This is a genomic window from Kribbella sp. NPDC048928 (genome assembly GCF_043197975.1).
Classification (GTDB): Bacteria; Actinomycetota; Actinomycetes; order Propionibacteriales; family Kribbellaceae; genus Kribbella.
Genome location: NZ_JBICUC010000002.1, coordinates 357895 through 381917 on the forward strand (window position 1 = coordinate 357895; position 24023 = coordinate 381917).

The window sequence follows — 24023 nt, forward strand, 5'->3', positions numbered from 1 at the left end:
GGTCCGGGCGCGGGAGGTTTGAGGTATGGCAGCTGACACTCACAAGACCCGCACCATCGGCGACGTCGAGGTGTCCGCGATCGGGCTCGGCGGGATGCCGATGTCGATCGAGGGCCGGCCCGACGAGGCGCGCTCGATCGCGACCATCCACGCGGCGCTGGACGCCGGGATCACGCTGATCGACACCGCCGACGCGTACCACCTGACCGCGACCGACGACGGTCACAACGAGACCCTGATCGCCAAGGCGCTGGCCTCGCACGGCGGCGACACGTCGAACGTGCTCGTCGCGACCAAGGGCGGCCACCTGCGCCCCGGCGACGGCAGCTGGACGGTCGACGGATCGCCGAAGCACATCGCGGAGGCGGCCGAGGCGTCGCTGAAGCGGCTCGGCGTCGAGGCGATCGGGCTGTACCAGTTCCACCGGCCGGACCCGAAGACGCCGTACGAGGACTCCATCGGCGCGATCCGGGACCTGCTCGACGCGGGCAAGATCCGGATGGCCGGCATCTCGAACGCGAACCCCGCGCAGATCCGCCAGGCCCAGGAGATCCTCGGCGGCCGGCTCGTGTCCGTACAGAACCAGTTCTCCCCCGCATTCCGCTCCAGCGAACCGGAGCTCGAACTGTGCGACGAGCTGGGCATCGCGTTCCTCCCCTGGTCCCCCCTCGGCGGCATCTCCCGCGCCGGTGACCTCGGCGCCAAGCACCCCGCCTTCCACACCCTCGCCGCCGAGCTCGGCGTCTCCCCCCAACGCCTCACCCTCGCCTGGCTCCTCGCCAAGTCCCCGTACGTCATCCCCATCCCAGGCTCCAGCCGCCCAGAAACCATCCGCGACTCCTACGCCGCCCTGGACCTAACCCTCACCCCAGCCCAAGTAACCACCCTCAACGCCGCCTGAACCCCAACACGATTGCAACAAGTGGCAACTTGTCCACAGATCACCTGAAAGGCCCCCCGCCCACTCCTCCTGAGCATTAGGGTCAGCTCGGTGCCACTCCGTAACCGCGGCGTGGCATTGGGCAGGCATGAGACGGCCGACTCGGGAGGGCCTGGAACGTGGGGATTTGTGTTCGGTGTGGAAGTCTGCGCGACCCGGTCGGGCAGACTTGTCCGCACTGCGGTGCGACCGCGGCAGGACCGGCACCGGTGCATGGGCCGGCGCAGACCACGTTCCAGGAGCAGGCCGGGCCACCTCACCCCGCCACGCAACCACCGTCGTGGGAGTCATCTCCCACACAAACTCCTAGCGCCGTAGTTGTGCCGCGAGAGACGAAGCTGCGACGGTTGTTCGCCCGGCCGCCCGGGTACCCCAGCTTCTTCTCCTGGCTGATGACCGGCATGCTTCGGAACCCACGCGGCCTGATCGGTGCGCTGATCGCGAGTTGGTTCAACTTGCCTGTGGCCGTCATGCTCGGCGGAATCGGCATGGTGGCCGGGGGCGCTACCGGCTACGTCGGCGGCTCGTTCACCGGCAGCCGCACCGGCGGCTCGTGGATCCACGAAGTCCCTATCCTGGACAGCCTGTTCAGCAGCGCATTCCTGCAAAGCGGCGGCATCTTGGGACTGTTGGCAGGTGCCGCGATCGGTGCGATCGGCGGATTCCTGATCGGCCTGGTGCTGCCTTGGCTGGCGGTCTTCACCGCGAGCCCGGCCGAAGGAGCCGGCCGGTTCTTCGCCCAGCTTCTGGTGGCCTTCCTGTGCGGCTTCCTCTTCTCGACGTACTCCATCGCCGTCGAGAATCTGCGGATCCGCATCGTCGACGGCGGCCGGCGCCCGAGCCGGCGCGAGCGCGAACTGATCGAGCCGATCCTCCAGGAATGTGCTCGGAAGATGGGCCTGACGTCGTTGCCCGTGCTGATGATGGTCGACGATCGCATCCCCAACGCGTCCGCGTACACCCGGCACATCATCGTGAACGTCGGCTTCCTGGACATCTTCGAGTACGAAACCGAGCCGCTGGCCGGTGTGCTCTGCCACGAGCTGACCCACTGGCGGAACGCAGACTGCCTCTCGAACTACTTCATCAACGGAGTCGCTCTGCAGCTCTACATTGCGTACAACATCTGCACGTTCTTGCTGCGTTGGACACGAGGCATCCTCAGACTGCTGGTCTGGTTCGTGACCTGGCCGATTCTGGTCTCCATCCGGTACTTCGTGATGCCGTTGCAGATGGCGGGTATTCAGGCCGCGGAGTACCAGGGCGACCAGGGTGCGGTGTACGCCGGCCACCGCGAGGGCATCCGCAAGGTGCTCGCGAAGCTGCGGGAGAGTTTCGACGGCGCCCGCAACGGCTGGGACATGTCGATCCTGGCGTCACATCCGCCCAACGAACTACGGCTCGAGCTGGTCGAGGAACCTGGCGTCCAGTACCCGTTGCCGGACGCCGACCGGCCCGACGTACCGACGCCGGTGATCATCGCCGGCGGCCTGATGAGGGACTGACCGCAGATGAACCAACCATGGCCGCAGATCCCGCCGTTCGGTGTCGAGCCGCGGCGACAGGTGTTCCTGGGCTGGGACGCCCGCGGTGGTTACAAGCGCTGCTGGAGTGCGCCCGAGGACTCGGTCGGCATCGTCGGCCCGCCGCGCTACGGCAAGACCTCCGGACTGATTGTGCCGTCGGTGTTGTGGTGGGAGGGACCGCTCGTCTGTACGTCGACGCGTGGCGACATCCTCAGTTTCACCGGTGACCGCAGGCGTGCTCTTGCTGCGCCGTACGACGGGTCGGTCAAGGTATACGACCCGTTCGGCAGCGAGTACCCGGAACTGTCGATGAAGTGGTCGCCACTCGCCGACTGCGAAGATCCGTCAGTCTGCTATCGGCGGGTGGCGGCGATGACGGCCGTTGCGGGGCAGGGGGTGCAGGACGGCGACCATTGGCGGGGCGGCGCGGCGGCGATCCTGCGCGCGTACTTCCATGCGGCGGCGTTGGAGAACCTATCGGTGGCCGTCGTCCGGCGGTGGCTGACGGCGCAGGAGACCCGGGACCCAACAGCGATTCTGCGACTGTCGTCGAGCCCGGGCGCGATGTGGGCGGATGATCTGGACGCGGTCAAACTGCTGGGCGATCGCGAGCGTGGGAGCTTCTACTCCGTTGCACGGAACACGCTCGAGGCGACGTCCGAACCCACCGTGCTCGCGTCGTGTTCGCGGAACGAGCTGGACATCGACGAGTTCCTCGACAGCCGGTCGTCGCTGTTCATCATCGGACCGTCACACCAGCAACAGGCAATCGCGCCGTTGATGGCCGGTCTCGTCGACAGCATCGCCCAGCGTGCCTCGGAGCTGGCCGCCAAGCGCGGCGGACGGCTGGATCCGCCGCTCATGCTGGCGCTGGACGAGGTCGCGAACATCGCGCCGCTGCAGAGCCTGCCGTCGCTCGTGAGCGAAGGTGGCGGCCGCGGGATCGTCACGCTGTGGGCGACACAGAGCTTGGCACAGCTCCGTGCGCGGTACGGCGAAGAGCAGCAGGCAGCGATTCTCGCCGCGACGACCGCCAAACTGATCTTCGGTGGCATGTCGAACGGCGTGGACCTGCAGAACATCTCGTCCTGGGCCGGCGAGGAACGCCAAACCACGACGAGCACGCAACTGGGTCCGCAGTACGGCACCTCCCCCACCACCGGCGCGGTCGGCGTCGGCTCCATCGGCGCGGCCCAGAACCACACCATCGGCAACATCTATCGCCCGGCGCTCCCCATCAACGCCATCCAGATGCTGCCTCCTTTCAACGCCTGGCTCTTCTGGCGCAGCGAAGCCCCGTTCCAGGTAGAGGCCCGCCCCGCCGGTGCCATCCAAGAGTTCGCCCAACTAAGGGGCTTCACCACATGAGCATCGATGAGGGCTACGAGTACTTCGCCCGGGTTTCCACGGCGGACAAGGAAACCATCGATCGTCTGAGCGGCCTGTGGCGGCGTCGCGGAGACGAACTCGAGTTCTTCTCCACGGTCGACCTGACCTGGCACCCACGCGGCCCTTACGTGCCCCACTCCGACCTTCTCGTCCCGATCTCCACCGAACAAGTACAGATCCTCATCAACGACCGCCAACGATTCACCCGCTACTGGGTCTGGCACCAAAGCCCAGAAAAGGGCGACTTCGAAGAAAACACCACCGTCTACCGGAAACTCATCAACCCCGATGGCGACATCGACGAAGGCTTCGGCCGCAGCAACACCTGGGTCCGAACCCAGGACATCAGAGAATTCCGAGCCGCCGGCCCCCACGACCACCCCGACCTCGAACCCATCGACCGCGAAACCGCCGAACGCATCATCCAGCAAACCCGCGGAATCACTGGAGCCACCGAGCTCTAACGCACCAGCCGACACCACTCATGCAGTCATAGAGACGAAGGGATCACGCAGATGACCATCGACGAGGGCTATCAGTATCTCGCCCAGGTTTCCACGGCGGACAAGGAAACCATCGATCGTCCGAGCGGCCTGTGGCGGCGTCGTGGAGACGAACTCGAGTTCTTCTCCACGGCCGACCTCACCTGGCACCCACGCGGCCCGTACGTGCCCCACCCTGACCTTTTCGTCCCGATCTCCACCGAACAAGTACAGATCCTGATCAACGACCGCCAACGATTCGCCCGCTACTGGGTCTGGCACCGAAGCCCAGAAAAGGGCGACTTCGAAGAAAACACACTCGTGTACAGGCAACTCATCAGCCCCGACGGCGACATCGAAGAGGGCTTCGGCCGCAACAACACCTGGGTCCGAACCCCAGACATCAGCGACTTCGAAGCCGCCGGCCCCCACGACCACCCCGACCTCGAACCCATCGACCGCCAAACCGCCGAACGCATCATCCAGGAAACCCGCGGAATCACCGGGGCCACGGAGCTGTGAGTCCTGGCCCTTGGCGGGGTAAGGGGCACGAGGCCGATCTGCGTCTCGACGCCGACGAGAACCTGGCCGTTGAAGAAGCTCACCGGCGCGCCGTCAAGCGGCGGCTGGAACTGGACGAGGCGCTGGAGACGACTCGGCGCGCTACAGCTCGCCACAACAGCTACCTCGAAGGACTTCGGTACTCGCTGAAGAGCCTGGAGTCGTTTCGGAGCAAGGTTGCCCGCCGCCATGCCTTGGAGACCGCGCCTGCGACGGCCAATTCCACGAACGACCTCAATCGCTACACACTCACCTTTCCTCGCGAGCAGTACACCGACGGTGTGCTTGCCTGCTACGAGAACCTGCGGGCTCAGGGGTTCGTCAAGGTCAAGGACCGCAACAGCTGGAACACACCGGACTACCGCGGTATCAACTCGACTTGGGCGATCGTCGGTCCGAACGGCAAGGCCCAGCACTTGTTCGAGGTGCAGTTTCATACGCCCGAGGGCTTTGAGGTCAAGGACAAGTACAACCACTTGTTGTACGAGCTGGACCGCGCCGATGAGACCAAGAACAAGGCGCGCAAACAAGCGATACGCCAGTTGCAGGCCGAACGGTACGGCGACATGCAGCCGCCGCCGGGCCATGAGCGGATCTGTCCGCCCCAGCCGTCCACGACGCTCCCACCCGCGAGCCAGGAGAGCATCAACAAAGTCCTGGCAGAGGAGGAGGAACTCCGGCAGCGGAAGGCCGCCGAGGCGCAGGAAGCGGCTGAGCGGGAAGCCGACCGCGAGACCGAGGACCAAGAGCGCTCTCAACAACGAGACCCACTCGCCGACCCCGACGAAGACACCGACTCCGAAACCACCACAGAACTCGAAGAAGACGAACCCACCACCCCCGACACAAACAAGCAATCCGACCCCGATGCCGACGCGGACGCCGATGCCGACGCTGAGGCGGATGCTGACGCCGACGCTGACGCTGAGGCGGATGCTGACGCCGACGCTGACGCTGAGGCGGATGCTGACGCCGACGCGGACGCTGAGGCGGATGCTGACGCCGACGCTGACGCCGACGCCGAGGCGGATGCCGACGCCGACGCCGACGCTGAGGCGGATGCTGACGCTGATGCGGATGCTGATGCGGATGCTGACGCGGATGCGGATGCCGATGCGGATGCCGATGCGGATGCTGACGCTGAGGCGGATGCCGACGCCGACGCCGACGCCGACGCCGACGCGGACGCTGAGGCGGATGCCGACGCTGAGGCGGATGCCGACGCTGACGCTGAGGCGGATGCCGACGCTGAGGCGGATGCCGACGCCGACGCCGACGCGGACGCGGACGCCGACGCCGACGCCGACGCGGACGCCGATGCCGATGCCGGCTCCGACGCCGACGCGGATGCTGACGCTGATGTCGATGCTGAGACGGACGCCGAGGCGGACACTGACGCGGACGCCGAGGCTGACGTTGAGGCGGATGCCGACGCTGATGTCGATGCGGATCCGGATGCGGATGCGGGTGGGCAGCAGGTTGGGGGTGAGGCTGATGCGGATGCTGAGGCGGGGGCTGAGGCTGAGGCGGGGGCTGAGGCTGAGGCGGGGGCTGAGTCGGCGGCTAGCTATGAGGAGCAGTCGGCGGGTGATGACGAGCGGGTGGCGGGGGCGATGGAGTCGGGGGACGACGGGTATGGCGAGTCGTCGTCCGGTGGCGGGTACGAGAGTTCTGCTGACAGCGATTACGGCGGCGACTACGACAGTGACTACGAAAGTTCCGGTGACACAGACATGGGGAGGGAGTGACGGATGGCGTCCAAGCCGCCCTGGGTTTGGGATGGATTGAACGAGGAGATCCGGGAGGAGTCCTGGTACGGGCTCGCGAAGTGGGTGGACTGGCTTGAAGAGGCGTACGCCCCTTGGGTGATGTTGCCGCCCTGCTGGCCAGTACACGAAGGGCTCCGGACCGAGCTGACCATGTTCCGGTACTGGCACCGCTGGCTGATGTCGGCTGCGGTAAACCCGATCGACGGCGTCCGCTGGCACAACGAACTGCGCCGGTCAGCCGTCTCCTGGCGCGAACTCTCGACCTGCCGGCACGAGCCACCTGTTGCCCATCACAACCAAATCATGGCTGCCCGCAAGGCGAAGCGTGATCAGTACCTCGACGAGGCGCGCCGCACGCTACCCAGGCCGCAGGACGAGCCATCCCATTCCGCGGCACCGCCGCACGACTGACGCCGTACCGCAGTACAGCCGCCCAAGGAGGAGTGACGGTGCAGACCATGCAAGCGACCCGACCCACCAGCCCGTTCGTCGAGCCGTGGAGACCCACGCCGCGCGGGACGCTGATCACCGCGCTCGTGATCGCTCTGGTCGTCATTCTCAGCGTCGTGACCGTAGTCGTGCAACGGATCTGGTTCACCCCGGAATCCGTCATCACTGGCTACTACCGTGCCCTCGCCGACCGCGACGCGGAGAAGGCGCTCAGCTTCGGCCGAGGGAGTGCGCCTCTTGACCTGCTCGGCTCCGACAAGTACGTCCCGCCGACGAACCTCAAGGTCGGCAAGATCGAGACAGGCCAGGACAGCGACGGGAAGAAGAGCGACGACGACAGGACCGCGCAGCTCTCCTTCACCATCGGCGACCAGCAGCTGACCGGCCGGATCGACCTGCACCGAAGCAACCAACTGTCCTGGGGGTTGTTCCGCGGTTGGGATCTCAGCGGCGACCGTCCCGCTATCACTGTCAACTCATCGTCTCCAGCGAAGGTCCAGGTGAATGGCCAGGTGGTGCCCCCGGGTGACGACGGCGCGGCCCGGGTCGAAGTCTTTCCTGGCAGGTATGTCGTCGGTATCGCCGACAACCCACTGATTGAGGCCGAGCCGGTCACCGTCGTTGCGGGCTTCGGCGACAGCAGCGCCGACCTGACTCCACAGATCAAGGCCGACGCCAAGACCGCCGTGGACAAGCAGGTGAAGGCGTATCTGAATGGCTGCCGCACTGCTGCACTCAAGCCGAACAACAACTGCCCGTTTTCGGTCGATTCAGACGTCAGCCACCCGGTCTGGCGAATCGACGCCTTTCCGACGATCGCGCTCCGGATCGCCGACGACGGCCAGGTCGTCGCAGAGAGCAGCACCGAAGGCAAGGCGACGCTGACGGGTGTTGGGTACGGCGGCTATCCGGTCAACGACCCCACCTCGTTCAGAGTCTCTGGTCTGGTCAATGTCGAGCAGGGCGCGATCAAGTTCCAGCCAGAAGAATGAACCGGCCCGGAATGAGTTCCCGCAAACTCGCGTTGATCGCCTTCATCGCCAATCTCGTTCTCTGCGGCCTGATCGGAACGAGCCTGCTGATTCTGCGTTGGCCGAGCGACAACGAAGCCATCCTGCCGGAGGCAGTCACGACCTCCAGCTCACCAAGCGCCGGATCACCGGCCGTCTCGCCAACACCAACCGAGAGCTCGCACGCGCCCGCCACCCCGAGCAGCACAACGCCGAGTTCGACGGCTCCGTCCGGGAGTCCAGTGGCCACGTCTCAGATCGTCTCGGGACCAGGCGGCCTGACGACCAGAATCCCGGTCGGCTGGCCGGCCAAGGTCCGCAAAGGCGGCACCGACGCGCAGGCGACAGACCCGAAGACCCCATCCAGCTTCCTTCGATACGGTGGCTCTCCGTCGCCGGCAGGGCCGCTCGTCGACGTCATGCGCGACGCCGAGCATGACTTCAGCGAGACGTATCCCGGCTATCAACTGATCGCCTTGGAGCCCGGCAACTGGCACGCTCACGAATCTGTCACTTGGGAGTTCGAGTTCGACACCGCAGGCGGCCGCAAGCACGTTGCGTCGATCTACTGGCGGGCTGGCAGCGACGACTACGTGCTGTACGCGTCTTCGCTGCTCACCAACTGGCCGACGATGAAGACGATCTACACCACTGCGTACAACGCCACGACGCCATGAAGGGTGACACCGATGGCTGAGGATCCCGCTGCCGAGGTCGCCCGGCTGCACGACGAGCTGGTCGCACGGCCAGATGACAACGAACTCCGAACGCGGCTGGCCTGGGCGATCCGACGGATGACCGAGGCTTCGCTCGCCGTCACCGTGTACCAGGTCCGCTTGATCGCGAGCGAGCGCCAGCGCGACCTCTGCCGCCAGGCGGTCGCACAGATCATGGAACTCGCGCCTTGGGACGAGGAACTGGTTGCCTTCACGAGGGGCCTCGATGCCGACATCGCGCAGGGCAGTCGCTGGATCTGGCGCAGCCGTCCGGTGGCTATCACGTTGACAGCATGTGCCGTACTCGCCGGAATCGGGCTGGCTGTAGCCGGTGGCCTCAGCGGTGACATCACCCTGTTCGTCATCGCGGCGTTGCTCAGCAGTGCTGCGATGGGCGGTATCGTGCTCGCCTTCCGCCGGCAGAGCTGGCAGCTGGCGGCCAGGTCGGCGCAGTCGATCATCGAACACCCCGGCATCTGACTCTTGGAATTCCTGGGGTTGGGGTGGTGTTCTTTCTCTTGATGGTAGTTTAATTGTCAACTACTGAGGAGGATGGATGCAGTTCGGGGTGTTCAGCGTTGGGGATGTGACCGAGGACCCGACTACGGGGGCCACGCTCTCTGAGGGTGAGCGGATCAAGGCGATGGTGCGGATCGCACTCAAGGCGGAGGAGGTGGGGTTGGATGTGTTCGCGCAGGGTGAGCATCACAATCCGCCGTTCGTGCCGTCCTCGCCGACCACTCAGCTCGGGTTCGTCGCGGCGCAGACGTCGAAGATCATCTTGTCCACCTCGACAACGCTGATCACGACCAACGACCCGGTGAAGATCGCGGAGGACTACGCGATGCTGCAGCATCTTGCGGACGGTCGCGTGGATCTGATGATGGGGCGCGGCAACACCGGCCCGGTGTACCCGTGGTTCGGGCAGGACATCCGGAACGGGATCGCGCTCGCCGTCGAGAACTACGCGCTGCTCCGTCGCCTCTGGCGTGAGGACGTCATGGATTGGGAAGGCAAGTTCCGTACGCCGCTGCAGGGCTTCACGTCGACGCCGCGGCCGCTCGACGACGTACCGCCGTTCGTCTGGCACGGCTCTATCCGGTCGCCCGAGATCGCCGAGCAGGCCGCGTACTACGGGGACGGCTTCTTCCACAACAACATCTTCTGGCCGATCTCGCACACCGAGCGGATGATCCAGCTGTACCGGCAGCGCTTCGAGCACTACGGGCACGGCGCCGCGGACCAGGCGATCGTCGGCCTCGGTGGACAGATCTTCATGCGCAAGAACTCGCAGGACGCGGTCAACGAGTTCCGTCCGTACTTCGACAACGCGCCGGTGTACGGGCACGGCCCCTCGCTCGAGGACTTCAGCCGCGAGACGCCGCTGACTGTCGGCAGTCCGCAGCAGGTGATCGAGCGGACGCTGTCGTTCCGCGAGCACTTCGGCGACTACCAGCGGCAGCTGTTCCTGATCGACCACGCCGGCCTGCCGTTGAAGACGGTGCTGGAGCAGCTCGACATCCTGGGTGAAGAGGTCGTTCCCGTACTGCGTAAGGAGTTCGCGGCGCTGAAGCCGGCGCACGTACCGGACGCCCCGACACACGCTTCCCTGAAGGCCGCGGCCGAGCGGGCACGGGATCTGGAGACGATCGAATGACCGAGAAGACCATCGCCGTCGTGACTGCCGGGCTGACGACACCGTCGTCGTCCCGGCTGCTCGCCGACCAGTTGGCGGCGGCCGTCCGCGACGAACTGTCAGGGCGCGGCATCGGGTCCCGGATCGAGTTGATCGAGGTACGGGACCACGCCCACGAGCTGACCGACAACCTGCTCACCGGCTTCCCGCCCGCGAAGCTCCGTGAGGTCCTGGACACAGTCACCGCCGCGGACGCCCTGATCGTGGTCAGCCCAACGTTCAGCGCCTCGTACTCGGGCCTGTTCAAGATGTTCTTCGACGTACTCGACGACCAGGCGCTCGCCGGCAAGCCCGTTCTACTGGCCGCGACCGGAGGCACCGAACGTCATTCGCTGGTGCTCGAGTTCGCGCTGCGACCACTGTTCGCGTACCTGAAGGCGCTCCCGATCCCGACCGGCGTGTACGCGGCGTCGACCGACTGGGGCGCCAACGCCGCCGGCCTGCGCACCCGCATCAGCCAGGCGGCCGGCGAACTGGTCGCCGCGCTCCACCACGAGACGCCGACCCAGGCGGACCCGTTCGAGAGCCCGACCCCGTTCGAGGACCTGCTGAACGGATAGGCGGATCGCCAGGCCATCACAATCCGTCGCCGGGGCCGCCCGCAAGCGTGCGATGCCCGTACGTGGGCAATTGTGATGGCCTGGGGATCCCTAGCGCCGCTCGTCGACGAGCAGGGCGATGCCGTCCAGGATCCGGGCCAGGCCGAAGTTGAGGGCGTGAGCCGGGTCCAACGCGGACTGGAACTGCTCGCCGACCGCCGTGCCTACGCGACCCGCGAGCGGGAAGTAGCTGCCGGTCATCACCGTGGTGAGGGTCGGCGAGATCTGCCGCCACCACTCCTCGTCGGACAGGCCCGATTCGCGCTGCGTACGGAGCTGCTCGGCGCCGGCGCGGGCGGTGCCCTGGACATGGGTCAGGACGAGACTGAGCGCAGAGTCCATCTCGACGTCGGTCAGCCCGAGCCCGTCCAGCGGCCGTAGCTCGATCTCGTACTTGCGGGTGATGTTCGGACCCAGGGCCGTGCGCATGGTCGGGACCTCGTGGATCCACGGGTGCGCGGTGAGCACGTCCCAGTTCCGGCGGGCGATGAATTCCAGGGCGCCGCGCCAGCCACCCGGCTGATCGGCCGGCTCCGAGGAGGCGTACAGGTCGCCGTACGCCTGGTCGAACATCAGGTCGGTCAGCTCACCCTTGCCCGGAACGTGCGTGTAGAGCGACATCGTGCCGACCTTCAGCCGCTCGGCGACCGTCCGCATCGAGAGCGCCTCGAGCCCGGACGAGTCCGCGAGCGCGATCGCCGCGTCGACGATCGCGCGCACCGTCAGGCCGGACCGGCCGGGTTTGGTGTGGCTGCCCCAGAGCAGCGCCAGGCTGCGCGCCGGATCGGGCGCCGCCGCCTTTCTTCCCGCCACTCGGAACCTTCCTCCACCGCTGGTCGTTGGCCGTATCGTACCTGAGCCGTACAATGTACGGTACACTCTACGGCTCAACGACCCGAGAGGTGGGAAGTGGCAACGGAGCGAGTGATCGAGGCCGCCGGCGTACGGAAGAACTACCGCGGCGGCGCGGAGGGGGCGGGGCTGAACGGCTTCGACCTGGAGGTCACGGCCGGCACGGTGACGGGCCTGCTCGGCCCGAATGGCGCCGGCAAGACGACGGCGGTGCGGATCCTGTCCACGCTGCTGGAGCTGGATTCCGGTACGGCGCGGATCGCGGGCTACGACGTACGGCGGCAAGGAGCGGAGGTACGGCGGCGGATCGGGCTGGTCGGGCAGTACGCAGCGGTGGACGAGATCCTCACCGGGCGGCAGAACCTGGTGCTGTTCGGGCGGCTGAACCATCTGAAGCGGGCGAACAGCCGCGCGGACGAACTGCTGGAGCAGTTCAGCCTGACCGACGCGGCGGGGATCGCGGTGAGCAAGTACTCGGGCGGCATGCGCCGGCGGCTCGACCTGGCGGCGAACCTGATCGTGGCGCCGCGGGTGCTGTTCGTCGACGAGCCGACGACCGGGCTCGACCCGGCCGGGCGGATCGAGGTGTGGAATGCCGTACGCCAATTGGTGGACGGCGGTACGACGGTGTTGCTGACCACGCAGTACCTGGAGGAGGCGGATCAGCTGGCGAACCGGATCTCGATGCTCAAGGAGGGGAAGGTCGTCGCGGAAGGGACACCGGACGAGTTGAAGACACAGCTGGGATCGGACCGGCTGGAGCTGGTGCTCGCCGATCCGGGCGAGGTGCAACAGGTCGTGGAGCTGGCCGCGCCGCTCGCGGACGGGGAGGTGCAGGTGACCGACGTACGGATCAGCATTCCGGTGCAGGATCGGACGAAAGCCCTGGTGGTGATGGCGAATTCGTTGCACGAGGCAAGGATCGAGGCGGAGGACATCACGTTGCGGCGGCCGACGCTCGACGAGGTGTTCCTGCATCTGACCGGAGTGGAGGTGGCCGCATGATGTGGGCGCTCGCGGACAGTTGGACGATCGCACGCCGGACGTTCCTGCACTGGCGGATGCAGCCGGCGCTGGTGGTGTTCACCTGGTTCTTCCCGGTTCTGATGCTGCTGCTATTCGGCGGGCTGCTCGGCGGCGCGATGGAGTCGGACGCGTCGTACTACGAGCTGCTCGTGCCGGGGATCTTCGCGCTCGCGATGCTCTTCGGGCTGGAGGGCACCATGACCGCGGTCGCGACCGACGTGTCGAAGGGCGTGACGGATCGGTTCCGGTCGTTGCCGATGAGTTCGGCGGCGGTGGTGCTCGGGCGGTGCATCGCGGACCTGCTCGACTCGGTGGTGACGCTGCTGGTGCTGGTCGGGACCGGACTGGCGCTCGGGTGGCGGTGGCACGAGGGGCTGCCGTCGGCGCTGGCCGCGTTGGGGCTGTTGCTGCTGCTGCGGTTCGCGCTCTTGTGGGTCGGGATCTTCATCGGTCTGTCGGTCAAGAACGCGCAGAGCGTGACGATGGTGCAGGTTCTGGTGTGGCCGGTCGGGTTCCTGTCCAGCACGTTCGTGGCGACGTCCACGATGCCTCACTGGCTCGGCACGATCGCCCAGTGGAACCCGCTGTCGGCGACCGCGACCGCGGCACGGGACCTGTTCGGCAATCCTGACCCGTCGAGCACGGCGACCTGGATCGGCACCCACGCCGGGATCGCGGCGATCATCGCCCCGATCGTGCTGACGGCGATCTTCCTCCCGCTGTCAGCACACCGCTTCCGCACCTTGTCGCGCTGACCCGGACCCCCACCACTCACCAACGGCCGGCTCCGGGCCGGCCGGGCCTCGCGCTGAGCGTCGAACGACGCCGCGGCGCGAGGTGGTGAGTGGCGGGCGTTCGCTCACGGGGTCAGCTGGCCGCCGTTGATCTCGATGATCTGGCCGGTGACGTAGGACGCCATCCGCTCGGAGGCGAGGAACAGGATCGTGCCGACGCACTCGTGCGGGGTGCCGGTACGGGCCATCGGGATGGTGGCGAGCATGGCCTCCATCTGGGCGTCGCCGGTGTGCCGGTCGTGGAAGGGGGTCTTGATCACGCCGGGCGCGATCGCGTTCACCCGGATCCCGTCCGGCGCGAGCTCCTTGGCCAGCCCGCGCGTGAACGTACTGACCGCGCCCTTCGACGTCGCGTAGACAACCGACCCGCCGGCCCCACCGGTCCGCCCGGCGATCGACGTGACGTTGATGATCGATCCGCCGCCCTGCGCCTTGAACACCGGCACGATCCGCCGGCTGAGCGCGAACACCGAGGTCAGGTTGACGTCCAGGATCCGATGGAACTCCTCGTCCGGTACGTCGGCGATCGCGGACCGATGTACCAGGTCGCCGGCGTTGTTCACCAGGACGTCGATCCGCCCGTGCTCGGCGAGCACCTCGTCGACGAACGCGTCGGCTGCCTTCGGGTCGGCGAGGTCTGCCTGATGCAGCGACGCCGTACCGCCGGCGGTCTGCACCGCCCCGACGGTGTGCTTCGCGCCCTCGGCATTGCGGTGATAGTGCAGTGCGACCGTGGCGCCGGTCTCCGCGAATCCGACCGCCGCCGCAGCCCCGATCCCGCTGCTGGCCCCGGTCACCACCACGACCTGATCCCTGAAATCCAGATATCCCATGCGGCTATCCTCTCCCGGCCGCGGCCGGAACGCGCCGGACGGCGGGATGGCGGGACCGGCGCAGGAGTATTTTCGACAGATGGGATACGCGCTCGGGGAGCTCGGGCTCCGGCGGTGGCGGACTGGTGACGCGCTGCGGCTCGCCGCGGCACACGACGACCCGGAGATGGTGAACCAGGGCGGCATCGTGGACCGGGCGTCCGCGGTCGACTGGATCGGCCGGGTCGCGGATCTGGACAACGGGCACGTGTACGCGGTCGCGGACGCCGACGACCACCCGATCGGGTGCGTCGCGGTGACGAACATCGACCGGCACCGGGTCGGCTGGACCTGGTACTGGACACTCGCTGACGTCCGCGGGCAAGGCGTCGCCCGGGACGCTCTGCGCGCGCTCGCGGGCTGGGCGCACCAGGAGGCGGGCCTCTACCGCCTCGAGCTCGGTCACCGCCTGAACAATCAGGCGTCCTGTGCGGTGGCGGCGGGCGCCGGCTTCCTCTCCGAAGGCATCGAGCGCCAGCGGCTCGCGTTCGACGGCACGCGGTACGACGTTGAACGCCACGCCCGGCTGGTCACGGACCCGCTCACCGCCCCGCAACGGCCGGTGACTGTCACAGGGTGAGCTTGGGGTGCCGGTTGACGTCCTTGTAGAGCAGGTAGCGGAACCGGCCCGGCCCACCCGCGTAGCAGGCCTGCGGGCAGAACGCGCGCAGCCACAGGAAGTCGCCTTCCTGCACCTCCACCCAGTCCTTGTTGAGCAAGTACACCGCCTTGCCCTCGAGGACGTACAGGCCGTGCTCCATCACGTGCGTCTCCGGGAACGGGATCACCCCGCCCGGCTCGAACGTCACGATGTTCACGTGCATGTCGTGCCGGACGTCGTCCGGGTCTACGAACCGCTGCGTCTGCCAGGCGCCGTCAGTCTCCGGCATCTCCCGGCCCGCGACGTCGGCCTCGTTCGTGACGAGCGCGGGCGGTACGTCGATCCCGTCGATCCGCTCGTACGCCTTCCGCACCAGGTGGAACGTCGCGGACACGTCGCTGGTGTTCCGTACGGTCCATTCGCCGCCCGGCGGCAGGTACGCGTACCCGCCCTCGGTCAGCGTGTGCTTCTCGCCCGCGACGGTCAGCACAATGTTGCCGGAGACAACGAACAGCACGGCCTCCGCGGCCGGATCGGTCTCCGGCTTGTCGCTGCCGCCGCCCGGTGCGACCTCGACGATGTACTGCGAGAACGTCTCCGCGAACCCGGACAGCGGCCGCGCGATCACCCACAACCGGGTGTCGTCCCAGAACGGGAGCCGGCTGGTGACGATGTCGCGCATGGTGCCGCGCGGCAGCACGGCGTACGCCTCGGTGAAGACCGCGCGGTCGGTGGTGAGCTCGGTCTGCGCGGGCAGTCCGCCCTTCGGCGCGTAGAAGGTCATCGTTCTCCTCGGGTCAGCAGCCGGCCGCGCGGGTCGGCGGCGAGGTCGACGGGGACGCCACGGAGCAGGGTGCTCCGGACGGCGCCGGTCAGCGTACGGCCGTCGTACGGCGTGATGGCGTTCTTGTGGTGGAGCTGTCGCGCGTCGACGGTGAAGGTCTCGTCGGGGGCGAGGACGCACAGGTCGGCGTCGTACCCGACCTCGATCCGGCCCTTCGTACGCAGCCCTGTCTGATCGGCAGGTGCTTCGGCCATCCAGCGGACCACGTCTGCGAGCGTGAAGCCGCGCCGGCGGGCCTCGGTCCAGATCGCTGCGAGGCCGAGCTGGAGCGAGGCGATCCCGCCCCAGGCGGTACCGAAGTCGCCGGTGTCGAGGTGCTTGAGGTCGATCGTCGACGGTGAGTGGTCGGACACGATCTGGTCGATGGTGCCGTCGCGGAGGCCTTCCCAGAGCAGTTCGCGGTTCGCGGCCTCGCGGATCGGCGGGCAGCACTTGTACTGCGTGGCGCCGTCGGGGATGTCCTCGGCCGTGAAGCTGAGGTAGTGCGGGCAGGTCTCGGCCGTGATCCGTACGCCGCTTGTCCGGGCTTCCGCGATCAGTGGGAGTACGTCGGCGCTCGACACGTGCAGGATGTGGACGCGACAGCCGGTCTCGCGGGCCAGCTCGATGACGTGCCCGACCGCTTCGTTCTCCGCGGTCCGCGGGCGGGACTCGAGGAACGCCCGGTAGCTGGCCCCGTCCGGAGCAGCGGCCTCGTCGATGCGGTGGGCGTCCTCGGCGTGCACGATCAGCAGGCCGTCGAAGGGTGCGATCTCGCGCATCGCGGCGGCGAGTTCCTGCTCGTCGAGCGGCGGGAACTCGTCGACACCGGAGTGCAGCAGGAAGCACTTGTAGCCGAAGACGCCCGCGTCGTGCAGCGGGCGCAGGTCCGGGACGTTGCCCGGGATCGCGCCACCCCAGAACCCGACGTCGACGTACGCCTGCGTCTCGGCGGTCTTGCGCTTGAGCGCCAACGCCGGTACGTCACAGGTCGGCGGGATGCTGTTCAGCGGCATGTCGACGATCGTCGTGACCCCACCGGCCGCTGCCGCTTTGGTCGCGGACGTGAAGCCCTCCCAGTCAGTACGGCCCGGGTCGTTCACGTGTACGTGGGAGTCGACGAGGCCCGGCAGCAGCACCTCGTCGCCGGCGAGCCGGAGCTCCGTCGCGGCGTCGAGCACGGCGTCGTACGGGGAGATCGCCACGATCCGCCCGTCGCGGACGCCGATCGCACACTCCTGTTCGCCCCCGGCCCGCAGCACGCGGCGGGCCCGGACGACGAGATCCAGAAGACTCATGCGATCCCTCTTTCCCTTCGTGTCATCGTAAGGTGCGCCGCCGCGATCCGTTCCCCGAGCACTTCGAGCAACGGCCGCGGCTCAGCAATGCACCGCTCCACGTCAGGCTCCACATCAGTCAGCGCGCAGACCGCCGACACACCGATCCCGTGCAGGCGATCGAGCGCCAGCCGATTAACCCCACAAACAGCAACCACCGGAACGCCGGAGGCGTGGGCTGAGGCGGCGACGCCGGCGACGGCTTTGCCGTGGAGGGTCTGTTCGTCCAGGGCGCCCTCGCCCGTGATGACCAGCTCAGCGCCTTCGAGTTGTTCGCTGAAGCGGACCATCTCCAGCACGAGATCGATCCCGGGCCGGAGTTCCGCGTCCAGCAGGGCGAGCGCCGCGAACCCGACGCCGCCGGCCGCGCCCGCACCAGGCGTATCGCGAAGATCGCGCCCGGTCGCCCGCGCGACGGCGTCGGCCCAGCCGGCCAGCTCCGCGTCGAGCTCCGCGACCTGCCTCGGATCAGCGCCCTTCTGTGGTCCGTACACAGCAGCCGCGCCGCGCGGCCCGGTGAGCGGATTGTCCACGTCGCACGCGACAACAACCTCGACTCCGTGCAGGCGCCGGCGGAGCGCGTCCACCTCGCTTTCCGGAACTAATTTGTCACGGAGCGGCGAATTAGTTCCGGAAAGCGCCCGAATCAGGCCGCGGCCGCCGTCGGTGGAGGCGCTGCCGCCGATGCCGAGGACGATGCGGGTGCAGCCGGCATCCACGGCTGCGGCGATCAGCTCGCCGGTGCCGTACGTCGTCGCGGTGAGCGGAGCGGGTACGCCGCCCGGCAATCGCACCAGGCCGGAAACGTCCGCGAGTTCGACCACGGCGGTGTTGCCCGATCGGGCGTACCCGCTCTGCACGGGCTCCCCTGTCGGGCCGGAGGCGACCATCGGGACGAGCGTGTACCCGGAGGCGACGGCGGCGGCGAGCGTGCCATCACCGCCGTCGGCCACCGGTACGCCGACTACGGTCGCGTCGGGGCAGACTCGTCGCACCCCGGCACCGACCGCTTCGGCGACCTCCGCGCTGGTCAGCGTCCCCTTGAACTTGTCCGAGGCAACCAAAACCCGCACGTGTCAGTCCAGCAAGGCAAGCGCGGTCGGCGCGTCCGCCGGCGAGATCGCCAGGTCCTCGAACTCGACCACGTTGTCGATCTCGACGCCCATCGACACGTTCGTGACCCGCTCCAGGATGACCTCGACGACGATCGGCACCTGGTGCTCCACCATCAGCTTCTTCGCCTGCTCCAGGGCCGGCAGGATCCCGTCGGGCTCCGAGACCCGCAGCGCCTTGCAGCCAAGGCCTTCCACGACCTTCACGTGGTCGACCCCGTACCCGTTGACCTCCGGGCTGTTGATGTTCTCGAACGACAGCTGCACGCAGTAGTCCATGTCGAAGTTCCGCTGCGACTGGCGGATCAGGCCGAGGTACGAGTTGTTCACCACCACGTGGATGTACGGGATGTTGAACTGCGCGCCGACCGCAAGCTCCTCGATCAGGAACTGGAAGTCGTAGTCGCCCGACAGCGCCACGACCGTGCTCTCCGGATCCGCGACAGCAACCCCCAGGGTCGCCGGTACGGTCCAACCGAGCGGACCGGCCTGGCCGGCGTTGATCCAGTGCCGCGGCTTGTACACGTGCAGCATCTGGGCGGCCTGGATCTGCGACAGCCCGATCGTGCTGACGTACCGGACGTCCGGCCCGAACGCGCGGTTCATCTCCTCGTACACACGCTGCGGTTTGATCGGCACCGCGTCGAAGTGCGTCTTGCGCTGCAAGGTGGTTTTCCGCTCGCGGCACTCCGCGGCCCACGCCGTACGGTCCGGCAACGAGCCCGCCTGCTCACGGGCGACCTCGACGAACACCTCCAGCGCGGCGCGCGCGTCCGACACGACCCCGTAGTCCGGCGCGAACACCCGGCCGATCTGCGTCGGCTCGATGTCCACGTGGATGAACTTCCGCTCACCGCGGTACACGTCCAGCCCGCCGGTGTGCCGGTTCGCCCACCGGTTGCCGATCCCGAGGACCAGGTCCGAGGCGAGCAGCGTCGCGTTCCCGTACCGGTGCGACGTCTGCAGGCCGACCATGCCCGCGCTCAGCGGGTGATCGTCACCGATCGCACCCCAACCCATCAGGGTCGGTACGACGGGAACGCCCGTGATCTCGGCGAATTCAACGAGCAAATCCGCGGCTTCCGCGTTGATGATTCCGCCACCGGCCACGATCAGCGGATGCTCCGACTCCGCGAGCATTGCTAGCACCTTCTCGGCCTGCGCCCGGGTAGCGGCAGGACGCGAGACCGGCAGCGGCTCGTACGTGTCGATGTCGAACTCGATCTCGGCGAGCTGTACGTCGAGCGGCAGGTCCACCAGTACCGGACCCGGACGGGCCTCGCGCATCACCTGGAACGCCTTCTGGAACGTGCCCGGGACCTGCGCGGCCTCCATCACCGTGACCGCCCACTTCGCGACCGGCTTGGCGATCGCGGAGATGTCGACGGCCTGGAAGTCCTCCTTGTGCAGCTTCGCCACCGGCGCCTGGCCGGTGATGCAGAGGATCGGGATCGAGTCCGCGGCGGCGGAGTACAGCCCGGTGATCATGTCGGTGCCGGCCGGTCCGGACGTACCGATGCAGACGCCGATGTTGCCGGCGCGGGCCCGGGTGTACCCCTCGGCCATGTGCGACGCGGCCTCGACGTGCCGGGCGAGCACGTGCTTGATGCCGCCGTGCGCGCGGATCGCGCTGTAGAACGGGTTGATCGCGGCACCGGGCAGCCCGAACGCCTGCGTCGCCCCTTCCTTCTCCAGGATCAGTACGGCGGCATCGACCGCCCGCATGCGAGCCATCAGCCGACGTCCTTCCCGGACAGCCGCTCCACGCCGCGCAGCAGCGCCGAGTGGTCGAGGCCGCCGTCGCCGTTCGCGCGGGCCGATGCGACCAACTGCGCCACCAGCGCACCGAGCGGTACGACGACGCCCGCCTCGCGCGCGGCCGCGGTGACGATGCCCATGTCCTTGTGGTGCAGGTCGATCCGGAACCCGGGCTCGAAGGAGCGCGACAGCATGTTCTCCTTCTTCTGGTTCAGTACGGTCGAACCGGCCAGCCCGCCGCCGAGCACCTCGAGCGCGGCCTTCGTGTCGACGCCGTACGCCTCCAGGAAGACGACCGCCTCGGAGACCGCCTGGATGTTCGCGGCAACGATCAGCTGGTTGGCCGCCTTGACGGTCTGGCCGGAGCCGCTCGGGCCGACGTGCACCACGGTCTTGCCGACCTTGTCGAACAGCGGCTTGGCGACCGCGAAGTCGTCCGCCTCGCCGCCGACCATGATCGACAGCGCGGCGTTCTTCGCACCGGCCTCGCCACCGGAGACCGGCGCGTCGAGCAGCCGGAAGCCGAGCGCGCGGGCCTGCTCGGCGAGCTGCTGCGTGACGTCCGGCCGGATGCTCGAGAAGTCGATGATCAGCGAGCCGGTCTCGGCGTTCTGGAACACGCCGCTCTCACCCTCGAGGACGTCCTGGACGTCCGGCGAGTCGGGCACCATCACGCAGATCACGTCGGCGCCCTTGACCGCGTCGGCGATCGAGGTCGCCGCGCGGCCGCCGGCCGCGATCAGCGCCTCGGCACGCTCCGGCGCCCGGTCGAGACCGGCCACGGTGTGACCGGCGTTGGCGAGGTGGACGGACATCGGGTTGCCCATGATGCCGAGGCCGATGAAGGCGATGTTGGTCATGATTCGTCTCCTGGGGTGATCAGGCTCAGCGGCGCTCGAACGGCAGCCAGCCGAAGCTCGCGTCTGAGGTGGTGGATGGCTTGTACTCGAGCCCGACCCAGCCGTCGTAGCCTCCTGCTTCCAGGGCTTCGAGCTGGCGGTCGAGCGGGAGCGTGCCGGTGCCGGGCTCGTTGCGGCCCGGATGGTCGGCGATCTGTACGTGGGCGACCCGGTCGGTGTGGTCGGCGATCACCCGGTCGACGTCGTCGCCGTTGACCGCGAGGTGGTACAGGTCCGCGAGCAACCCGATGTTCGGAACGTCGTAGGCCGCCTGAACCCGGTCGATCACGCGGAGCGCGTCGGCCGCGAGCTTGAGCGGGTACTGCGCAGCGCCGCTGACCGGCTCGACGAGCACGGTCGCGCCGATCCGCGCGGCGGCCTTCGCGGCGAGGGCGAGGTTCTCGACCGCGATCTCGTCCTGTTCCTGCTCGCTGCTCCCGTCGTCGACTAGCGCTGCTCGGCGATCTAGCGCCGCTCCACCGGCTAGCACTGCTCCGTCGGCTAGCGCTGCTCCGTCGGCTAGCGCTGCTCCGCTGGCTAGCACTGCTCGGTTTCCGTACAGGGCGTTGAAGCCCTGGGTGCCGAGGCGCTCGCCGATGCCGACCGCGACGTCGATGTTGTCGCGGAACTCGCCGGAGCGTTTCGGCCAGGACACCAGGCCACGGTCGCCGCCGGGCATGTCGCCGGCGAAGAAGTTCAGGCCGCTGAGCCGGACACCGGCGTCGGTGATCGCGGCGACGAACGCGTCGACCTGGCGGTCCGGCGGGACCGCCTCGACGAACGGCCACCAGAACTCGACCGCGCTGAACCCGGCCTTCCGGGCGGCCGCCGGCCGCTCGAGCAGGGGCAGCTCGGTGAAGAGCAACGAACAGTTCACCGTGTACCGCAACTGGTGGCTCATGCTGATCCAACTTCCGCATTGTGGAACTTGATTTCTGTTCTGCGGAACGACCATAAGCTCACTCCGATCCACCGTCAAGGCAACGCAACCGCTCGTCTGAGAGGTTCACCCCCGACCTTGTCCCTTCAGTTGCCGCATGCAGGTGGTGAACGGGCAAGGTGCGTGGTCAACCCTTCAAACGTTGGAGAGGGCGAGGTGGGCGGGCTGTTCCTCGCGGGGGCGCGCGTTGTACTTTCCTCTAAAGAATTCATCGCGGAGGTACGTCGTGTTGCTGGCCGAACTGCTCGACGCACCGGAGCTCGGGCTGCGCCTGCTCTACTCCGCGGGCGGTGTGCTGGACCGGCCGATCGGGCGCCTCGTGACGACCGACCTGCTCGAGCCGGGGCGGTACCTGAGCGGCGGCGAGGTGGTGCTGACCGGCCTCGTCTGGCGGCGGCAGCCCGCGGACAGCGAGGCGTTCGTCGCGTCGATGGCGGCCCGCGGTGCGACCACGATTCTCGCGGGCAAGGCGCAGTTGGGCGACGTACCCGCGGATCTGGTGGCGGCCTGCCGGCAGTACGAGGTGACGCTGATCGAGGTTCCGGTCGAGATCGCGTTCGCGGACGTCACGGAGTACGTCGCCGCGGCCGGCTCGGCCGAGACGGGCGCGCGGTTGTCGGCGAGTCTGGTGCGGCAGCGGCAACTGTTGTCGTCGATCGCCGCGGGCCGCAGCCTCGACGAGCTCGCGGCGCGGATCTCGGCCGAGATCGGGCACGACTGCCGGGTGCTGACACCGACCGGGCGGCACGTCGTACCGGGGCCTGGTGAGCTGGACCCGGACACGGTCGACGCGGTGAGCCGCAAGTTCCTGACGGCGGATCGAACGCCGGCGGTCGCGCAGACGCTCGACGCGTCGTACAGCCTGTTCCCGGTCGGATCCGGGCTCGGCAACCGGCTGACCGCGTGGTTCCTGGTCATCGACGGCGACCACAACGACTGGTCCCGCGATCACGTCGAGGCGGTGCACGAGTTGTGCGCGATCGCCGCGCTCGACCGGGCCCGCCGCGACGAAGGACGCCGGGCGCTCCGCCCGCTCGTCGCGGACGCGCTCGCGCTGGTCGAGTCGGGCGCGCCGCAGCCCGAGGTCGCCGCGCGCCTTCGCCAGGCGGGCGCGCACTCCGAACGCCCGATGGTGGTCGCGGTCGCCGAGCTGCGCGACGACGGCCCGAGCGAGGTCGCACTCACCCTGCTCGAAGACGTCGCGCTCACCGTCGGCCCGGCGGTCGTCGCGCCCGGGCGGGATGGTCTGCTGGTCGCCTTCCTGCCCTTCGCCCCCGAGCTTCCCGAGCACGTCCGGCGCGCGTTCGTACGGCTCGCACCGGGCCTCAATCGGGCGCATCTCGCGGTCGGGATCAGCGGTGAGACGTCGATCGACGCGCTCGCGGGCGCGCTCGAGGAGGCCCGGTTCGCGCAGCGCGCCGCGGGTGCAGCTCGCGCACCGGTCTCGGTCGTGACGTCGGACGAGGTCGCGTCGCACGTCCTGCTGCTCGCCACGCTCCCCGACGACGTTCGACGTACGTACAGCAACCGCGTCCTCGGCGCCGTACTGGACCACGACCGCCGTACCCGTGCCGACCTGCTCACCACGCTCCAGGCGTTCCTCGCGTGCTCGTGTTCCTGGACCCGTACGGCGGAGTCGCTGCATCTGCACGTCAACACCGTTCGCTACCGGATCGAACGCGTTGAGCAACTGACCGGACGCGATCTGTCGACCCTCGAGGACCGGGTCGATGTGTTTCTCGCGCTGAAATCGCTCTGATTGTGTGATCGCACAAAACTGGGCGTTCTGCGGTCGTTCATCTTCGGAGGTTCACCGGGTGCAATCCGGGACGCGCTGAGTCGATGCTCAGGGGCAGGTCGAAATCCCCTCG

The 24023-nt window shown here is 68.0% G+C and carries 25 protein-coding genes; 16 read left to right on the top strand and 9 right to left on the bottom strand.

Going from position 1 to position 24023, the window contains the following annotated elements; genetic code table 11:
- Positions 1 to 25 precede the first annotated feature (25 nt).
- From ACGFI6_RS08515 to ACGFI6_RS08550, 8 genes are all read left to right on the top strand, one after another.
- Complete coding sequence (locus ACGFI6_RS08515) at positions 26 to 901, top strand: aldo/keto reductase (RefSeq protein WP_393116356.1); 876 nt, start codon at positions 26 to 28, stop codon at positions 899 to 901.
- Between the two features lie 359 nt (positions 902 to 1260).
- On the top strand, positions 1261 to 2445 hold the full coding sequence (locus tag ACGFI6_RS08520; protein ID WP_393116358.1) for a M48 family metalloprotease: 1185 nt from the start codon (positions 1261 to 1263) through the stop codon (positions 2443 to 2445).
- Positions 2446 to 2451: 6 nt separating this feature from the next.
- Positions 2452 to 3834, top strand: a complete 1383-nt coding sequence (locus ACGFI6_RS08525) for a type IV secretory system conjugative DNA transfer family protein (RefSeq protein WP_393116360.1) — start codon at positions 2452 to 2454, stop codon at positions 3832 to 3834.
- Positions 3831 to 4319 carry a hypothetical protein gene (locus tag ACGFI6_RS08530; protein WP_393116361.1) on the top strand — a complete coding sequence of 163 codons (489 nt, stop codon included), beginning with the start codon at positions 3831 to 3833 and terminating at the stop codon, positions 4317 to 4319. Before ACGFI6_RS08525 ends, ACGFI6_RS08530 begins: the two co-directional genes overlap by 4 nt.
- A gap of 51 nt (positions 4320 to 4370) precedes the next feature.
- Entirely contained in the window at positions 4371 to 4859 is a 489-nt protein-coding gene (locus ACGFI6_RS08535; RefSeq protein ID WP_393116363.1) for a hypothetical protein, read from the top strand.
- Positions 4856 to 6646: a hypothetical protein gene (locus ACGFI6_RS08540; protein ID WP_393116365.1), complete on the top strand. Its 1791-nt coding sequence runs from the start codon at positions 4856 to 4858 to the stop codon at positions 6644 to 6646. Before ACGFI6_RS08535 ends, ACGFI6_RS08540 begins: the two co-directional genes overlap by 4 nt.
- A gap of 3 nt (positions 6647 to 6649) precedes the next feature.
- On the top strand, positions 6650 to 7078 hold the full coding sequence (locus ACGFI6_RS08545; RefSeq protein ID WP_393116367.1) for a hypothetical protein: 429 nt from the start codon (positions 6650 to 6652) through the stop codon (positions 7076 to 7078).
- Positions 7079 to 7110: 32 nt separating this feature from the next.
- Positions 7111 to 8109, top strand: coding sequence for a hypothetical protein (locus tag ACGFI6_RS08550; RefSeq protein WP_393116369.1), 999 nt, complete (start codon positions 7111 to 7113; stop codon positions 8107 to 8109).
- Here the strand turns inward: ACGFI6_RS08550 and ACGFI6_RS08555 are convergent.
- Positions 8087 to 8377, bottom strand: a complete 291-nt coding sequence (locus tag ACGFI6_RS08555) for a hypothetical protein (RefSeq protein WP_393116371.1) — start codon at positions 8375 to 8377, stop codon at positions 8087 to 8089. The genes ACGFI6_RS08550 and ACGFI6_RS08555 overlap by 23 nt on opposite strands.
- On the opposite strand from ACGFI6_RS08555, the gene ACGFI6_RS08560 reads away from it, so the two are divergent.
- The 4 genes from ACGFI6_RS08560 to ACGFI6_RS08575 all read left to right on the top strand — a co-directional run bounded on the left by ACGFI6_RS08560 (position 8370) and on the right by ACGFI6_RS08575 (position 11099).
- Positions 8370 to 8804: a hypothetical protein gene (locus ACGFI6_RS08560; protein WP_393116373.1), complete on the top strand. Its 435-nt coding sequence runs from the start codon at positions 8370 to 8372 to the stop codon at positions 8802 to 8804. The two genes, ACGFI6_RS08555 and ACGFI6_RS08560, sit on opposite strands and share 8 nt — an antisense overlap.
- Before the next feature lie 12 nt (positions 8805 to 8816).
- Positions 8817 to 9323, top strand: coding sequence for a hypothetical protein (locus ACGFI6_RS08565; protein ID WP_393116375.1), 507 nt, complete (start codon positions 8817 to 8819; stop codon positions 9321 to 9323).
- A 76-nt stretch (positions 9324 to 9399) separates the two neighbouring features.
- Positions 9400 to 10500, top strand: coding sequence for an LLM class flavin-dependent oxidoreductase (locus ACGFI6_RS08570; protein ID WP_393116377.1), 1101 nt, complete (start codon positions 9400 to 9402; stop codon positions 10498 to 10500).
- On the top strand, positions 10497 to 11099 hold the full coding sequence (locus tag ACGFI6_RS08575) for an FMN reductase (protein ID WP_393116379.1): 603 nt from the start codon (positions 10497 to 10499) through the stop codon (positions 11097 to 11099). Before ACGFI6_RS08570 ends, ACGFI6_RS08575 begins: the two co-directional genes overlap by 4 nt.
- A 90-nt stretch (positions 11100 to 11189) precedes the next feature.
- Here ACGFI6_RS08575 and ACGFI6_RS08580 read toward each other — a convergent pair whose 3' ends face one another.
- Complete coding sequence (locus tag ACGFI6_RS08580) at positions 11190 to 11951, bottom strand: TetR/AcrR family transcriptional regulator (RefSeq protein WP_393116381.1); 762 nt, start codon at positions 11949 to 11951, stop codon at positions 11190 to 11192.
- Between the two features lie 96 nt (positions 11952 to 12047).
- Between ACGFI6_RS08580 and ACGFI6_RS08585 the strand changes: the two genes are divergently transcribed.
- Both ACGFI6_RS08585 and ACGFI6_RS08590 read left to right on the top strand, forming a co-directional pair.
- Entirely contained in the window at positions 12048 to 12995 is a 948-nt protein-coding gene (locus ACGFI6_RS08585; protein WP_393116383.1) for an ATP-binding cassette domain-containing protein, read from the top strand.
- Positions 12992 to 13771 (top strand): ABC transporter permease, encoded by a 780-nt coding sequence (locus tag ACGFI6_RS08590; RefSeq protein WP_393116385.1) that lies wholly within the window; start codon positions 12992 to 12994, stop codon positions 13769 to 13771. Before ACGFI6_RS08585 ends, ACGFI6_RS08590 begins: the two co-directional genes overlap by 4 nt.
- A 104-nt stretch (positions 13772 to 13875) precedes the next feature.
- On the opposite strand, the gene ACGFI6_RS08595 is transcribed toward ACGFI6_RS08590, so the two are convergent.
- On the bottom strand, positions 13876 to 14643 hold the full coding sequence (locus ACGFI6_RS08595; RefSeq protein WP_393116388.1) for an SDR family NAD(P)-dependent oxidoreductase: 768 nt from the start codon (positions 14641 to 14643) through the stop codon (positions 13876 to 13878).
- 79 nt (positions 14644 to 14722) lie between these two features.
- On the opposite strand from ACGFI6_RS08595, the gene ACGFI6_RS08600 reads away from it, so the two are divergent.
- The gene (locus ACGFI6_RS08600) at positions 14723 to 15262 is read left to right on the top strand and encodes a GNAT family N-acetyltransferase (protein ID WP_393116390.1); all 540 of its coding nucleotides are present in this window, start codon (positions 14723 to 14725) and stop codon (positions 15260 to 15262) included.
- Here the strand turns inward: ACGFI6_RS08600 and ACGFI6_RS08605 are convergent.
- Genes ACGFI6_RS08605 through ACGFI6_RS08630 form a run of 6 tightly spaced genes read right to left on the bottom strand, consistent with a single transcriptional unit; the run spans position 15252 to position 22113 of the window.
- Positions 15252 to 16067, bottom strand: coding sequence for a bifunctional allantoicase/(S)-ureidoglycine aminohydrolase (locus ACGFI6_RS08605; RefSeq protein ID WP_393116392.1), 816 nt, complete (start codon positions 16065 to 16067; stop codon positions 15252 to 15254). The two genes, ACGFI6_RS08600 and ACGFI6_RS08605, sit on opposite strands and share 11 nt — an antisense overlap.
- Positions 16064 to 17404 (bottom strand): allantoinase AllB, encoded by a 1341-nt coding sequence (allB, locus tag ACGFI6_RS08610; protein ID WP_393116394.1) that lies wholly within the window; start codon positions 17402 to 17404, stop codon positions 16064 to 16066. The genes ACGFI6_RS08605 and allB overlap by 4 nt, the downstream gene beginning before the upstream one ends.
- Positions 17401 to 18516 (bottom strand): glycerate kinase, encoded by a 1116-nt coding sequence (locus tag ACGFI6_RS08615; RefSeq protein ID WP_393116396.1) that lies wholly within the window; start codon positions 18514 to 18516, stop codon positions 17401 to 17403. Before ACGFI6_RS08615 ends, allB begins: the two co-directional genes overlap by 4 nt.
- A 3-nt stretch (positions 18517 to 18519) precedes the next feature.
- On the bottom strand, positions 18520 to 20289 hold the full coding sequence (gene gcl, locus ACGFI6_RS08620) for a glyoxylate carboligase (protein ID WP_393116398.1): 1770 nt from the start codon (positions 20287 to 20289) through the stop codon (positions 18520 to 18522).
- Positions 20289 to 21173, bottom strand: a complete 885-nt coding sequence (locus ACGFI6_RS08625) for a 2-hydroxy-3-oxopropionate reductase (RefSeq protein WP_393116400.1) — start codon at positions 21171 to 21173, stop codon at positions 20289 to 20291. Before ACGFI6_RS08625 ends, gcl begins: the two co-directional genes overlap by 1 nt.
- Positions 21174 to 21198: 25 nt before the next feature.
- Positions 21199 to 22113: a hydroxypyruvate isomerase family protein gene (locus tag ACGFI6_RS08630; protein WP_393116401.1), complete on the bottom strand. Its 915-nt coding sequence runs from the start codon at positions 22111 to 22113 to the stop codon at positions 21199 to 21201.
- Positions 22114 to 22378: 265 nt separating this feature from the next.
- Between ACGFI6_RS08630 and ACGFI6_RS08635 the strand changes: the two genes are divergently transcribed.
- Complete coding sequence (locus tag ACGFI6_RS08635; protein WP_393116403.1) at positions 22379 to 23911, top strand: PucR family transcriptional regulator; 1533 nt, start codon at positions 22379 to 22381, stop codon at positions 23909 to 23911.
- Positions 23912 to 24023: the final 112 nt, after the last annotated feature.